At 39.8% G+C, this 15032-nt stretch carries 12 protein-coding genes; 7 read left to right on the top strand and 5 right to left on the bottom strand.

Going from position 1 to position 15032, the window contains the following annotated elements; all coding sequences use genetic code 11:
- Positions 1-259: 259 nt before the first annotated feature.
- From J4861_RS07980 to J4861_RS07965, 4 genes are all read right to left on the bottom strand, one after another.
- Positions 260-1555: an ABC transporter permease gene (locus tag J4861_RS07980; protein ID WP_211817534.1), complete on the bottom strand. Its 1296-nt coding sequence runs from the start codon at positions 1553-1555 to the stop codon at positions 260-262.
- Between the two features lie 89 nt (positions 1556-1644).
- Positions 1645-2826 (bottom strand): ABC transporter permease, encoded by a 1182-nt coding sequence (locus J4861_RS07975; RefSeq protein WP_211817533.1) that lies wholly within the window; start codon positions 2824-2826, stop codon positions 1645-1647.
- 296 nt (positions 2827-3122) lie between these two features.
- A complete protein-coding gene (locus J4861_RS07970; RefSeq protein ID WP_211817532.1) occupies positions 3123-4109 on the bottom strand; it encodes an HlyD family secretion protein in 987 nt (328 codons plus the stop codon).
- A 120-nt stretch (positions 4110-4229) separates the two neighbouring features.
- Positions 4230-5735, bottom strand: a complete 1506-nt coding sequence (locus J4861_RS07965; protein WP_211817531.1) for a TolC family protein — start codon at positions 5733-5735, stop codon at positions 4230-4232.
- A 193-nt stretch (positions 5736-5928) separates the two neighbouring features.
- Here J4861_RS07965 and J4861_RS07960 point away from each other — a divergent pair, with 193 nt between their 5' ends.
- The 4 genes from J4861_RS07960 to J4861_RS07945 all read left to right on the top strand — a co-directional run bounded on the left by J4861_RS07960 (position 5929) and on the right by J4861_RS07945 (position 9875).
- Positions 5929-6144 carry a DUF4492 domain-containing protein gene (locus J4861_RS07960; protein ID WP_004361154.1) on the top strand — a complete coding sequence of 72 codons (216 nt, stop codon included), beginning with the start codon at positions 5929-5931 and terminating at the stop codon, positions 6142-6144.
- Positions 6145-6223: 79 nt separating this feature from the next.
- A complete protein-coding gene (locus tag J4861_RS07955) occupies positions 6224-7759 on the top strand; it encodes a cytochrome ubiquinol oxidase subunit I (RefSeq protein ID WP_211817530.1) in 1536 nt (511 codons plus the stop codon).
- Positions 7756-8898: a cytochrome d ubiquinol oxidase subunit II gene (locus tag J4861_RS07950; RefSeq protein ID WP_211817529.1), complete on the top strand. Its 1143-nt coding sequence runs from the start codon at positions 7756-7758 to the stop codon at positions 8896-8898. The genes J4861_RS07955 and J4861_RS07950 overlap by 4 nt, the downstream gene beginning before the upstream one ends.
- Before the next feature lie 521 nt (positions 8899-9419).
- A complete protein-coding gene (locus J4861_RS07945; protein WP_211817528.1) occupies positions 9420-9875 on the top strand; it encodes a hypothetical protein in 456 nt (151 codons plus the stop codon).
- A 303-nt stretch (positions 9876-10178) separates the two neighbouring features.
- On the opposite strand, the gene J4861_RS07940 is transcribed toward J4861_RS07945, so the two are convergent.
- Positions 10179-12047, bottom strand: a complete 1869-nt coding sequence (locus J4861_RS07940; protein ID WP_211817527.1) for a DNA topoisomerase 3 — start codon at positions 12045-12047, stop codon at positions 10179-10181.
- A 169-nt stretch (positions 12048-12216) separates the two neighbouring features.
- Here J4861_RS07940 and J4861_RS07935 point away from each other — a divergent pair, with 169 nt between their 5' ends.
- From J4861_RS07935 to J4861_RS07925, 3 genes are read left to right on the top strand one after another with little or no spacing between them, the layout of a single operon-like run.
- Positions 12217-12948, top strand: a complete 732-nt coding sequence (locus J4861_RS07935; protein ID WP_211817526.1) for a (Fe-S)-binding protein — start codon at positions 12217-12219, stop codon at positions 12946-12948.
- A 34-nt stretch (positions 12949-12982) separates the two neighbouring features.
- Complete coding sequence (locus J4861_RS07930; RefSeq protein ID WP_211817525.1) at positions 12983-14365, top strand: lactate utilization protein B; 1383 nt, start codon at positions 12983-12985, stop codon at positions 14363-14365.
- Positions 14358-14933 carry a LutC/YkgG family protein gene (locus tag J4861_RS07925; RefSeq protein ID WP_211817524.1) on the top strand — a complete coding sequence of 192 codons (576 nt, stop codon included), beginning with the start codon at positions 14358-14360 and terminating at the stop codon, positions 14931-14933. Before J4861_RS07930 ends, J4861_RS07925 begins: the two co-directional genes overlap by 8 nt.
- The last annotated feature ends 99 nt before the right edge of the window (positions 14934-15032 follow it).

Genomic DNA, 15032 nt, shown 5'->3' with positions numbered 1-15032 from the left:
CTATCTTGTTATTAGGATATTACGAGGAAGCATGATAAAAGGTGCTTAATTGGCCTTCAAAAGGGCGTTAGTAAGACTTCAAAAGGGCACCTTTTGCAAGCCAAAAGGGCGTCTTTTCAAAGCTTATTAAGCCTTGATAAGAACAGGGTTAATGAAAAATATTAACAAATTGGGTTGTCCTTTCTGCTGTAAAGGGTTCTACTTTTCTATTATATCAATAAAGAGCATTGTATGCTAAAACCTTTTCTTAGAATGTTTATTATTCCTTAGACTTCTTCTCACGAGCAGTCTTAATCCTATCTTGAATCATCTGATAGTGTGAGATAGCATGTTTACGAGCATTGATAATCTGGAATCTATAGACAAAGCAGGTTGTAACAAAATATACAGCTGCTTGTATCCATAAAGCACGAACTTCTGGCAATACATCATCAATGGTCGCACCCATAGAGGCTATTCGTAGGTATCCACGAACACCAAAGGTAGAAGGAATAAGCCAACTAACACCCTGCCAACCACCAGGAATACTACTCTGTGGCCATGAAGCACCCGTAAGGAAGAGGAATGGAATAGACGTGAACACCACTAAAAGCATTACATTCTCACGATAACGCACAAGACACGAGATAGTCATACCGAAGAAGATAACCGCTAACAGATATGGCAAAAGAAGCCAAAAGAGGTCAGCAGGATGGGCAAGCATCGTGAAGTTAAACAAATGGGGTACAACCATTGTTACGTATGCTGCCATAACACAATAAATCATGAAATAGCAAGAGGATTTGCCAAGTACTATCTTCATAATTCCATTGTAGTGTTTACCGATAGGGACAAGGTCTTGGAAACGGTTGTTTTCACGTGCTGTACCTGCTGATAAACCAATACCAAGAAGCAATGTCTGCTGTATAATAAGAATCAACACACCGGGCAGGATAGCGTTGCCATAACCTCCCGTTGTATTGAAGATGGGTTCTGCATCTACTATCATCGGCTCGGTGTTCACCTCTTCATCTCGCTCTGTAAATGAGAAGGTATGTCCTTTCTTTAATTCAGTACCCATGTCCATTGATACTGCCAGTGCAGTCTGATAAATAGCTTTATAAGTAAGCATCAGACTCATATCGCAATAAACACCCACGTGTGCCTTTTCTCCACGATGTAAAGTGCGATCAAAGTCACTTGGGAAATAAAGTACACCATGGACAGCCTGCTTTCCGACCAATGCTTCTGCTTCCTTTAGATTATTGCAATAGTAGGCAGCACGTACGTCGGGTGATGCATCAAAGTTTTGAATAAACTCACGAGAAGAGACAGAGTGAGATAAATCAACAATAGCTACAGGAACCTCACGCACCACTTCATTATTATATATCCATGAGTAGAGCAGTGGGTAAGCCAAAGGAACAAGGAGGAAGAAAATCAACACACCTTCGTCTTTAACAGTACTTTTTGTTTCTAACCACCATATATAGCAAAGCGAAGACAGAAAACTCAGTGGTCCTGAGTTTGCTTTCTTTTTGTTAGTAGGCTTCGTTGTATTCTTTGTTTCTGACATAATTGACAGTTTATTGAGTCCTCTTTTACGAGAGTTCATTTTAATAGGTAAAACCTAATACCATTGGTTGGAAGGAGTGGAGAGATCCCTTATGGTATATACACATACTCAACCATCGCCCGTTTAATATTCCTAAACACAAGAATAGGAAGTGAGGCAAAGGCTATCAGCGCAACGACATTTACCCATGCATCAATCAATGGATAACCATTGAAGATACATATCTGATAAATCATATAATAATGACGCAGCGGAATAATCTGTGCCAAAGCTTCAATCATACCATCCATTGCAAAGAGAGGAAAGGTTGCACCGCAAGCTGAAAACCCTACCACTGCCCATAGCGAGCATACACTCATTGACATTCGCAAAGAAGGCATTAACCCAAAGACAAAGACACCGAAACTTTGAGATGACAATACGGTAAGAATAGTAAGGAAAACTATCATGTGTAGACCACCCGGATGTGGAAAGTTCAGATAACCATAGACGTACCATTCATATCCCAAGAAGATAGTCAAGAATATGAGGGTCTGTGGTAATAGCTTACCCGTAAGAGCAACAAGAATATTATTGCCCGCCATAGACATCCATTCTTTTGCTCGTCCGAACTTTAACTCTGTTCCAATAGAGTAGGCTGTAATGAGAAACATGAATAGCACCAGAATACCAGGAATCATAATACTACTTAAATAAACATTATAGTTCATCCAAGGATTACCAACCATGTGTACGTCGAGACCTATTGGCTGAATGATTGTTTTAATCTCATCAGGAGTCTTGCCAAGCATCTGTAATTTGGCAGCACCAACAGCTGCGGAACTAAGTGTTGTAACGGTCTTGAGGTCTTTGAAAAGCATACCGCCTGCAACAAGTGTCACATTACTATAATAGAAAGATACCTCTGGCTGCCGCTGAGAAACAAGCTTAGCTGTTGTTCCTTCTGGGATATAGAGGAAACCATATATCTCATTGCGCTGTATGGCTTTACGTGCTTCAGATACATTGTTGTAATGCCCTGCGACACGAGTACTTTGAAAACCATCCAACTGACGAATCATAGCACGTGTAACAGAAGTGTTATCGTTGTCGACAACACCACAAGGGAGTTTCTCTGGCTGCCCAGTACTCATCAGAGATGTAAAGAAAAAGATGATAACAAGAGGGAAAACCACCATACAACAGATGTAGATGGGGTTATGTATCATCAATCCAACTTCACGAGCAGAGAGATTAACAATCCTTCTTATGTATAAGAGTAACTTCTTCATTATGATTAAAAGTCTCCTCAACTCCCTCTATAAAAGGATATTATGTGAGGAAAACTGCCTTTAAATGTCTTTGTTAGATGGTCTTTAAATAATGAATTTTTAATAGCTTATTAGTAAAGCAAGCCCCTCTGTCTTTAGTGTTAAGCCTTAGCACCATTGGTGTTAGCCATCAGCACCACATGTGTTTACCATCAGCACATCTATGGAAGGTGCTAAAAGAGTTTTGCTTTTGCCATTATTAGAGAACTAACATCCCGTTAGGCAACTCCCCTCCTTTGGAGGGGCTGGGGGAGGTCCTACTTCTTTAGTATCAACGACATACCAGGCTTTAAACCTTCAACCTTCTTTGTTGGTTTTGCCTTAACTTGGAATGTCTTTAAATCATACTGTCCATTGGTCTTAGTGGCCTTCCATACTGCGTAAGAACCTTTATCCTTTAAGGAAGTTACACGCAATTCGATGTCCTTATCAAGAGCAGGAGCATACGCTTTCAATACTGTTCCAACCTTCATATCCTTGAGTTGATCCTCTCGAACATTAAAGGTTCCCCATATATCATCAACCATTGAGATACTCATAATCGGACTACCTAAGCCGACAAGTTCGCCAACCTTTGGATAGATTGTTTCAACCTCTCCGTCTGCTGTTGCATGCTGTACGGTTTCTTTCAAGACTGAACGAACAACATCAACTGCAGAACGAGCAGCCTGAGCTTGCTTTCTTGCAGCCTCTTTTGTCTCACGCTGGGCACCATTCTTAGCAAGTTCCCACTGTGATTTAGCAACTTGTACACCAGCCTTTGTTGCTTCGTATGCTGCCATAGCCTCATCACGTTTCTGTGCACTCATCACTCCTTCATCATAGAGTCGCTGCATACGGCCATAAGTCTTTTCGGCAATATCATTTGCTGCAATAGCCTGCTGATAAATTTGATAAGCACTTTCAACAGTCTCACGACGTGTAGGACCTTCTGCTAAAGCACTCAAAGCATCTGTTGCACCAGCCGCAGCTTCAGCCACTTTCTCTTGTGTACTTGCTTCAGGGATAGCTAATGTTGCAAGGACATCTCCCTTATGAACAAAGTCACCTTCCTTCACCTTAATATCTGTGATACGACCAGGGTACTTACAAGCAACACGGTATTCACTTACTTCTACTTCTCCTTGTATGGTCTCTTCTGTGCGGTCAATGGTGAAATAACCAATAACGGCTACAATAACTACAACCGAAACAAAGCCCAACACGGCTAATAGAATGTTGTTATGTTGTGATTTTGCTGACATATTTTTGAGGTTTGATTTTTATATGTTAAGTATTTTATTCTTGCAATATGAACCTTTAAGATATGAGTTGGTGACTTTCTAATACTCCATGAAACGCAAGTATCAAAGTTCAAACTTGTATTATAAACCGCCAAGAGCCTTTTGTAATCCAGTCTGTGCTAACTTGACACTAATTTCAGCATCAATGATTGCCATGCGTGAAGTCTGCCAAGCAGTCTGAGCAGCCATGACTTCTGTAACCGTCATAACGCCCTCCTTAAAGCCTACATTTGCACAACGTAGATTCTCTTCTGCTGCAGCCATATTCTTATGAGATGTAGCAAGTTGCTTGTTAGCATCCTTAAGACGGAGTCTATTTTGCTCTATCTCTAAGTCTATTTTCTTACGTATATCTTCCTTTTCTAACTGTGCTATAGTCGTAGCGGTCTTGCTTGCACGTACCTTATATTTGTTTTCTCCCCAAGTCCATACTGGTACTTGGACTGTTATTCCTATGTTCCATAAATCTGTAAAACGCTTCTGAAAACCATTAAAGAGATTCGGATTAGACACGGAATAACCAGCTGTAAGAAGTACATGAGGCATATTAAGCGAACGAATAAGTTTGGTGTTCTGTATGCTCATATCAACAGCATTCTGTAAGAGGCGTAGCTCTGGACGAGTTTCGTTAAGCCCTGTTGTATCTGAAGAAGAGACAGTATAGTTGTCAAACTGCGTTGATGGAGTAGGAGGGAGGTCGGCATTACCTTCATCAGACAGAGGTATATTACCATTCAAATCAAGACCACAAAGTTCGCACAATGCCATCTTAGCCAATGATACACCACTTTGAATACGAGCAATTTGCATGTCAGCTGTATTAACAGCTACCTCAACCTTCAATCCATCAGCTCGAGTAGCTACACCCTCGCGTATCATCTTCTTAACATCCTCATTGAGCTTTTGAGCTAAATCACGATAGCGAGTTGCTAACGCTTCTTTCTTCTTTAAGGAGATAGCAAGCCAATACGCATTATCAACTCCATAGAGGACTAACTGTCGTTTAAGGCTGATATTGTTTTGTGCAACCTGCTCACCAATAGCTGCCATATCGTTAGCTGCCTTGATAGCACCTCCCATATAAATAGGTTGATTGACAACAATACCACCGGCATAGACGTTCTTTGTGTTTGAACGAAATGCGTCATTGATACTTTGTCCAATATTGTTTCCTACCTGAGTGAGTGGTGTCGCAACATTGCTAAAGAGCTGACCAAGTTGCTGAGCCATCTGTGGACTGAGGATACCTTGTTGTGCTAAAGAGGTCAAGTTCTGTCCGATCTGACCACCTAACTGCCCAAAGGTATTTGTTCCAAGATTGCTAAATGCATTCTTCTGGTCGTCACTGAGAAGTGAAATCTCTCGTGAAAAGTGTTGATAACCAGCGAGTGCATCAATACGTGGCAGGTATTTAGTCTTAGCTGCCTTACGTGTGTTTTCTGCCACATCTACTGTCATACGCGAAACCTTTAACTGACGATTGTTTTGTAAAGCCAGCTCACGACACTTCTGCAGAGAGTACACTTCCTGTGCATGAATGCCCAAGGTGACACCCAATAACATTGCTATGGTGAATAACTTTTTCATTGTTAAATGCCTCTAAAAATATCTTTTGCAAAAGTAGCTTTTTTATATTGATTAACAAGGAAAGGTAGGCTGATAATCATTAAAATACAAAAATATGCCTATTTTTAGGGAAATATAGAACAACTTTGGAAATAAATGTTTAACTTTGCAAGATAGGTTTGTATAAAATACAAGTACGAAAACATTTCATACAGTGAACAAAAACAATTTCTTTTATCGTGCGTTTGACCTCTATTATGACGGGTTTCGGCACATGACATTGGGTAAAACACTTTGGACAGTGATAATAGTTAAGTTGGCTATTATGTTCCTTGTGTTAAAGATTTTCTTCTTTCCAAACTTTCTAAAAGCGAATGCGGAAAAAGGAAAAGAGGGCGAATTCATTGAGCAACAGCTGATGAAAAGATAACGAACTTCAATTATTATCATCATTTATTACCGTTAGCAATATATTCAATTCATAACATTTTAATAAATAACAACAAACAATGGAAAACCTACTTTTAGCCATTGATCCAGGAACTGTTGACTGGTCACGTGCACAGTTTGCACTGACAGCCATCTATCACTGGCTTTTCGTTCCCTTGACACTGGGCTTAGCTGTCGTAATGGGAATCATGGAGACTTGTTATTATCGCACCCGAAAGGAGTTTTGGCGTACTGCAACTCGCTTCTGGCAGCGATTATTTGGTATTAACTTTGCCATGGGTGTTGCTACTGGTATCATCCTTGAGTTCGAGTTTGGAACAAACTGGAGCAATTATTCTTGGTTCGTTGGTGACATCTTTGGTGCACCACTTGCCATCGAAGGAATCTTGGCTTTCTTTATGGAGTCAACATTTGTTGCAGTGATGTTCTTCGGTTGGAACAAGGTTTCAGCGGGCTTCCACCTTGCATCAACATGGCTTACTGGATTGGGAGCAACGCTCTCAGCATGGTGGATTCTCGTGGCTAATGCGTGGATGCAGTATCCTATCGGTTGTACATTCAATCCTGATACGATGCGTAATGAGATGACCTCATTCCTCGATGTTGCACTGAGTCCATTTGCAATTGACAAGTTCACACATACCATTACTTCTTCTTGGATATTGGGTGCAGCATTCACAGTTGGTGTAAGTTGCTGGTATCTGCTTCGTAAGCGTCACATAGAGCTTGCAAAGGAGAGTATTAAGGTAGGTGCTGCTGTTGGTCTTGTAGCTTCTCTTTTAGCAGGTTCTACAGGTCACAACTCTGCTTATATGGTAGCGCAATCACAGCCAATGAAGCTTGCAGCCATGGAAGCTCTCTATGAAGGAGGTACTGATCAGAGTTTGACAGCAGTTGCTTGGGTGAACCCATTTGAGCAGCCTGATTACATGAACCAGTCTGAACCTCCTATGCGAATAGCTGTACCTAACATGCTTTCTATCCTTGCAACAAAGGATGCACATGGTTATGTCCCAGGTGTAAAGGATATCATCCGTGGTTATAAGAAGGCTGACGGCACAATGGAACCATCGCTGAAGGAGAAGCAGGAACGCGGCCGTAATGCCATCCAAGCACTTAAAGACTATCGTGCAGGAAAGAACAAAGAGTCTAATCTCAAAGTTCTTGAAAAGGATATGAAGTACTTTGGCTATGGATATATTAAGGATGCTAAGCAGGTTGTACCATTCATTCCTGTTAATTTCTGGTCATTCCGCATTATGGTAGGCCTTGGCTGTTTCTTCATCCTTATCTTTGCAGTGATATTATTTATTGTTTATAAGAAAGATATAACTCGTCCACGCTGGTTACAGAGAGTAGGTATTGCACTCATCCCATTAGCTTTTATTGCAAGTGAGTGTGGATGGCTTGTTGCCGAATTTGGCCGCCAGCCATGGACAATCCAGGATATGCTTCCAACATGGGCAGCAGTGAGCGACCTCTCAAGTGGAGGTATCGCATTCACCTTCTTCCTCTTCCTTGTTCTCTTTACTGCAATGTTGACAGTTGAAGTTAGTATTATGTGTAAGCAAATTAAGAAAGGACCAGAACTATGACATACGATTTTCTGCAACACTACTGGTGGTTCATCATCTCACTTTTAGGTGGACTACTTGTCTTCCTGCTGTTCGTGCAGGGTGCAAACTCAATGATTTTCCAGTTGGGTAAGACTGAAGAAGAGCGCCGCATGCTCATTAATTCAACAGGTCGTAAGTGGGAGTTCACCTTTACTACACTTGTAACATTTGGTGGAGCATTCTTTGCTTCATTCCCATTGTTCTACAGTACCAGCTTTGGTGGTGCTTACTGGGTGTGGGTATTGATTCTCTTCACATTTATCATTCAGGCTATTAGCTATGAATTCCAGAACAAGGCAGGTAACCTCTTTGGTGTTCGTACCTTCCAGACAGGATTGATTATTAATGGTATTCTTGGTCCATTGCTCTTAGGTGGAGCTGTTGCAACCTTCTTTACAGGTTCTAACTTCATCGTAGAGAAAGGTAACATTACTGACTTCATGCAGCCTGTTATCTCTCATTGGGCAAATGGTTCACGTGGACTCGACGTACTGCTCAATCCTTGGGTAGTTATCTTTGGTATTTCAGTAGTATTCCTTGCACGTATCCTCGGCACACTCTATATTAATAATAATGTGAACGATGATATTATCCGTGGACGTGTTCGCAAGCAGCTGCTCGTAAATACTGTTCTTTTCTTACTGTTCTTCTTGCCTTTCCTGATTGTAACATTGGTAGGCGAGGGCTATGCAGTAAATGAAGCTGGTGTAATCGTTATGGAGCCAATGAAGTATTTGAACAACTTATTAGCAATGTGGCCATTAGCTATCATTCTGCTTGTAGGTGTTGTTCTCTTGCTTTTCGGAATCGTTAAGACTGTTCTTAAGCCAGAGTATGTACGTGGTATTTGGCCTGCAGGTATTGGTGTGGTATTGGTTGTTTTGGTCCTCTTCCTCATTGCAGGATGGAACAACACAGCTTACTATCCATCAACAGCCGATCCACAGAGTTCATTGACACTTCAGAATAGCTCTTCAAGCGAGTTCACATTGAAGGCTATGTTCTATGTTAGCTTCCTTGTTCCATTCGTTTTGGCATACATTGTTTATGCTTGGCGTGCAATCGACAAGAAGGCTATTGACCGTAAGGAAATTGCTGAGGACGACCACGCTTACTAAGTTTTAGTCCTCCTGTTCTATATAGATAAAAGTCTATGGGGTGAGAGAAGTATCTATTTATGAGCTTCTCTCACCCCTTCTTCTTATAGAAAGAAGTACTAAACTTCATTTCAACTCAGCTTGTTCATTAGATAATAACCCTCACTTTTTTACAAAAACCAGACAATTTAGGCGCTTGAAATATGTTTACAAATATTTCTGTAAAAAGTACTTTTAGAGTCAAAAAACGACCACTAAAAATGACACTTGCAACTATCAGTTAATCAATAGATTACAAAGTCCGAATACAAAAGGTGCTTAATTAGCTTCTAACTAACGCCCTTTAAGGCTTCAATTAAGCCTTAGTTAGCGGTCAATTAAGCCTTAATAGAACCCTTATTGGGCATCTTTTATTTTGCGTGTTTAGAATTATCTTTACAAAATAGTAGTTTTGTATCGTATCAATCAAAATGGAATAAAAAAAGTAAAGTTCAAATTTCGATTTAGAGAATATCTTTTATATCTTTGCAGAAAATAGCTGCATGAATTTGAAGATAAAGATATTTGTTTTATTGATTACTCTATTTATCTTCGGTGGTTGTTCTTCCGAAGTAAACTATAGTAGTCAAATAATAAACTATGATTTTAATCAATTAGATGGTGTCTTAATCTATAATAGAGATATTGACGTGACTGTTTTTGAACTATTTAGGGAAAAGGGGAGTGGTCTTGTGTTTGTAGATAATCATCTAAGAATAACTAAAAAGCCAAAGAACTATCCCTTACAGGATAACAAGATAATTAAGTTTTTCAAGGCTTACAAGAAATTAAATTTATCGTATTGTCGCATAGATCATGGGAAGATAATAAGAGTTATTTCTAATGGCATTGACTATATAAAAATAAATAAAGACTATCATGACAAATTATACCTTTTCGATTTGCATAAGCAAGAATATGAATATATTGGCAATGATTGGTATGTAAAGAGGATGTAAATAACATAGATAAAAGAAAAATGAAACAGAGATTATTAATTTATACGGTATGGATTGCCATTTTCTTATGTATATCCATTTTGATTCTTTTCATAACTGCCATAACGCAAAGCTATTTTTCATATCTAAACTTGGTAATATACGTACCATCTATCATACTTTCATCTGCCTCATTTGCAGTCATATTTGAAGACAAATGGTGGGTAAGTCTAATTGAAGGTATGATTACAAGTCTGCCAGCTCTTTACTTATTCTATTTTATTTAGATACCGTTGATTGCAGAAAAATGAAAGATTATCATTTTTACTTTTCTTTATTACCTTCTACTTCACCAATTTTTCGTGAAGAATTGTCAGCTAACACGTCGTTGACTATGTTAGTAAGCTGCTCTTTTAACTCATTAATAAATTGAGAAGCATCATACTTCTTTGCTTCAATATCACGAAGTTTCTTTTCCCAGATACCCGTCAATTCGGCTGATGTAAGAAGTTTCTCGTGAATCGTATCAATCAGTGCAATACCTGTATCAGTAGCTTCTATGTTCTTTCTTTTACGACGAATATAATGGCGTTTAAAGAGCGTTTCAATAATTCCTGCACGTGATGAAGGGCGCCCGATACCATTCTCCTTCATAGCAGCACGCAGGGTTTCGTCTTCAACAAACTTACCAGCTGTTTCCATTGCACGAAGCAAAGAGGCCTCAGTGTAATGTTTTGGAGGGGTTGTTTGCTTTTCAGTAAGGGTAGGGGTGTGTGGTCCTGATTCCCCTTTCTTAAAGGTAGGAAGTAGAGGGGAGGCTGTTGCGGTTCCTTCTTGGCTGTCATCTGATGGGGTAGAGGAGGAGCCTGCAGGGGTATCAGTGCAAACTCTCCAACCCAAATCCAATATTTCTTTGCCAGAAACCTTAAACTCTATCTCGTCTACCTTGCCCAATACTGTTGTCGTAGAGAATTTACAATCAGGATAGAAAGCAGCGATAAAACGACGAGCAATGAGGTCATACACCTTTTGCTCAGCATCTGTCAGTCCTTGTGGTAGTACACCAGTCGGAATAATGGCATGGTGATCTGTCACCTTTGAGGAATCAAAGACGCGTTTTGTCTTAGGCAATGGCTTGCCACCCAACGTCTTTACAATATCGGCATAAGGCTTTTTACCCGCAAAGGTAGTCTGAAAGAGTCCGTTCATTATCTGTGGACACTTCGGATAAATATCATCAGAGAGGAACTGTGTGTCAACACGCGGATAAGTTGTAAGCTTACGTTCGTAGAGAGTTTGAATCGTATTGAGTGTCATCTCAGCAGAGAATCCAAACTTACGGTTACAATCTACCTGCAGAGAGGTGAGATCATAAAGCTGCTTAGGCTGTTCTGCCCCTTTCTTTTTTGCCACACTTGTAATCGTAAAAGGCTTTCCTTCAATCGTAGAGAAGGCTTTTTCTCCTTCTTCTTTAGAGGTGAATTTACCCTTTGTTGCCGTAAACTGCGTATCACGATACACTGTAGCTAATACCCAATAAGGCTCTGGCTTAAAGTTATCTATCTCTTTCTGTCGCTGTACGATGAGTGCCAAGGTTGGTGTCTGTACTCGACCAATTGACAGAACCTGACCTCTGCCATAACTATTGTTACCATACTTTAATGTATAAAGGCGTGTAGCATTCATTCCTAATAGCCAGTCACCTATCGCGCGAGACAATCCTGCGAGGTAAAGTGGCTGATACTGCTCTTGTTCCTTTAAGTTGGCAAACCCCTCGCGAATAGCTTCATCCGTCATCGAAGATATCCAAAGACGCTTCACAGGACACTTTACACCTGCTTTTTGCATTACCCAACGCTGAATTAGTTCACCTTCCTGACCAGCGTCACCACAGTTGATAATCATCTCTGCCGACTGGTAAAGCTGCTCAATAACAGCAAACTGCTTCTTGATACCTTCATCCTCAATGAGCTTAATACCAAAGCGTGGAGGTATCATTGGCAATGCAGCAAGACTCCAATATTTCCAGTTCGTAAAATAATCATTAGGTTCCTTCAACTCACAAAGGTGGCCGAAGGTCCATGTTACCTGGTAATTATTGCCCTCCATATAGCCGTTACAAGCCTTGTTGGCACCAAGGATTCGAGCTATATCTTTAGCAACACTGGGTTTCTCTGCAATGCAAACTATCATACAATTTCTTCTTAGTTTTAAGCCATTTTACCTTTGCAAAGGTAAGAAAAATATTCTTTGTTAAGGATTAAACTTATTTTATTCCCTGTCTTTTTTGCGATTTTCCTATGCTATCTAAGTAATTTTATCTAAATTTGTAGCATAGAAACGAACAAGAAAAGATAAAATTATGAGAGTTGGTCTCTTTATTCCATGCTACGTCGATGCACTTTATCCACAAGTAGGCGTAGCAACTTATAAGCTTTTGAAAAAGCTAAAAATAGATGTAGTCTATCCCGAACATCAGACTTGTTGTGGTCAACCAATGGCAAATGGTGGCTTTCAGCGTATGTCAAATCACCTTGCTGGACGTTTTGAGGATAAGTTTAAAGACTTCGATTATATCGTAACACCGAGTGTATCTTGTGCTGCTTTTGTGCGGGTTAATTACCCACAAATACTCGATCATGAGTGTCAGACACCTAAGAAAACAATGGAGTTGGTAGAATTCTTACATGATGTTCTGAAGGTAAAGGAACTTCCTGGAAGTTTTCCTCATGTCGTGTCTGTTCATAACTCTTGTCATGGTGTACGTGAATTAACGCTTAGTACACCTTCTGAATTGCAAGAGAAACCTGTAAATAAGATAGTTGAATTATTGAAACTCAAGGAAGGTATCACAGTTAAAGAACCTGATCGCAAGGATGAATGTTGCGGTTTTGGTGGTATGTTTGCTGTTGAAGAACCTTATATCAGCACTGCCATGGGTAACGATAAAGTGAAACGTCATATGGATACGGGAGCTGAGTTTATTACTGGTTCGGATAGTTCATGCTTAATGCACATGCAGGGTGTAGCAGGAAAGAACCACTATCCTATCAAGTTCATGCATGTAGCTGAGATCTTAGCTGCAGGTTTATGATATTTATATAAAGGTTATAAAAGACAAAAGAGTTATGTCAACATATCATTCTAAAAAAGCAAAAGAGTTTCTGAAAGACCCTAAGAAGGTTGAGCGACATGACCGTACATTTTGGTCATTACGTCAGAAAAGAGATGCTGCAGCGGCAGAGCTACCAGAATGGGAGGATTTACGTGAACATGCAAGTCGAATAAAAGAGCATACAGCAACCCATTTAGCTGACTATTTAGAGCAATTCTCTAATAGTTTGGAACGTAATGGTGTTATTGTTCATTTTGCAAAAGATGCACAAGAGTTTAATGAAATGGTTTATGGGATACTTGAATCTCATAAAGTAAAGAAACTCGTTAAATCTAAATCAATGCTGACCGAGGAATGCGAAATGAATCCTTATCTGATAAAGAGAGGAATCAATGTCGTTGAATCCGACCTTGGTGAGCGAATTCTTCAACTCATGCATTTGAAGCCAGCGCATATTGTTATGCCTGCTATTCACTTGACTCGTGATGAGATTGGAGAGATGTTTGAAGAGAAAGGAATCTCTAAAGAGAAAGGAAATCATGACCCAACTTATCTTACACGTTGTGCACGTGAAGATTTGCGTGGTGATTTTATGGATGCTGATGCAGGACTTACAGGTTGTAACTTTGGTGTTGCTGCGACAGGAGATTGCGTTGTCTGCACTAATGAAGGTAATGCTGACATGTCAACTTCAGTACCTAAATTACATATTGTTGCCATGGGTATTGAGAAAGTTATTCCTGATTATGATTCGTTGGCAGTGTTCCAACGCTTATTAGCACGTAGTGGAACAGGGCAACCATCAACTGCCTTTACCTCTCAATTCCGTAAGGCACGACCAGGAGGTGAGATGCATGTAATATTAGTAGACAATGGTCGTAGTGACATGATTGCTAATAAAGAACATTGGATGACACTGAAGTGTATTCGATGTGGTGCATGTATGAATACTTGCCCTGTCTATCGTCGTTCAGGAGGTTATTCATATAGTTACTTTATTCCAGGTCCTATTGGAGTTAATCTTGGTATGCTAAAGAATTCAAAACAGCACAGTGGTAATGTTTCTGCATGCTCATTATGTTTGAGTTGTGATTGTGTTTGCCCTGCAAAGGTAACTCCTGGTAGTCAGATTTATCGCTGGCGTCAGAGCCTTGAAACGTATGGAACAGAGAACAAAGAGAAGAAAGTGATGGCAGAAGGAATGAAAGTTGTTTACGAAAACTATCATATTTATGATGCTTTACTTCGTAATTCATCAGTAGCCAATCACATACCAGAATCGCTAATGGATATAAAGCTTAATCCATGGAGCATTGGTCATACAATGCCAAAGTTTGCGAAAAAGCCTTTCCATGTCATATTTAAGCACGCAATGGAGGAATTGAAGCATGAATAAAGAAGATTTATTTAGCAAATTACGACGTAATACAAAAGAACAGTTTGATATGCCCGAGAAGCCTATTGAGGGTATTAAATATCAAGATGTAGTACAGCGATTTATCGAGATGAGTCATATTGTAGGCTGTGAAGTCATTGAGGCTAAGGCAGAAGATGATATCAATGCACTGATACAAAAGGCTTATCCTGATGCTAAGATATTGGCTTCAAGTGTAAAAGGAATAAAGGCAGACCTTAATCCTGACACTGTTTTAAAGGCACAAGACCTCAATGGAACAGATGTTGGAATCATTCAGGGAGAAATTGCTGTAGCAGAGAACGGATGTGTATGGGTGCCACAAACAATGAAAGAAAGAGTTGTTTGTTTCATATCAGAAAACCTTGTTATCCTCGTTCAACGTAACAATATCGTCAATAATATGCATGAAGCATATAAAAAGATTAACATGACAGACTATGGTTACGGCTGTTTTATATCCGGTCCAAGCAAAACAGCCGATATTGAACAAGCACTTGTCATGGGAGCACAAGCAGCACGTGGAGTTACAGTTATCATAATGGGATAAACGTTAATTTTGTCAAAAACATAAATATAACGTATTGTTAGGAGAGGTTTACGACTTTTTTTATTAACTTTGCAAGGAGAAAAAGAAAGTTAAAAATAT

The organism is Prevotella melaninogenica, from assembly GCF_018127925.1.
Classification (GTDB): Bacteria; Bacteroidota; Bacteroidia; order Bacteroidales; family Bacteroidaceae; genus Prevotella; species Prevotella melaninogenica_C.
The sequence above is the reverse complement of the archived record's forward strand: the minus strand, read 5'-3'. Positions and strand labels throughout refer to the sequence as shown.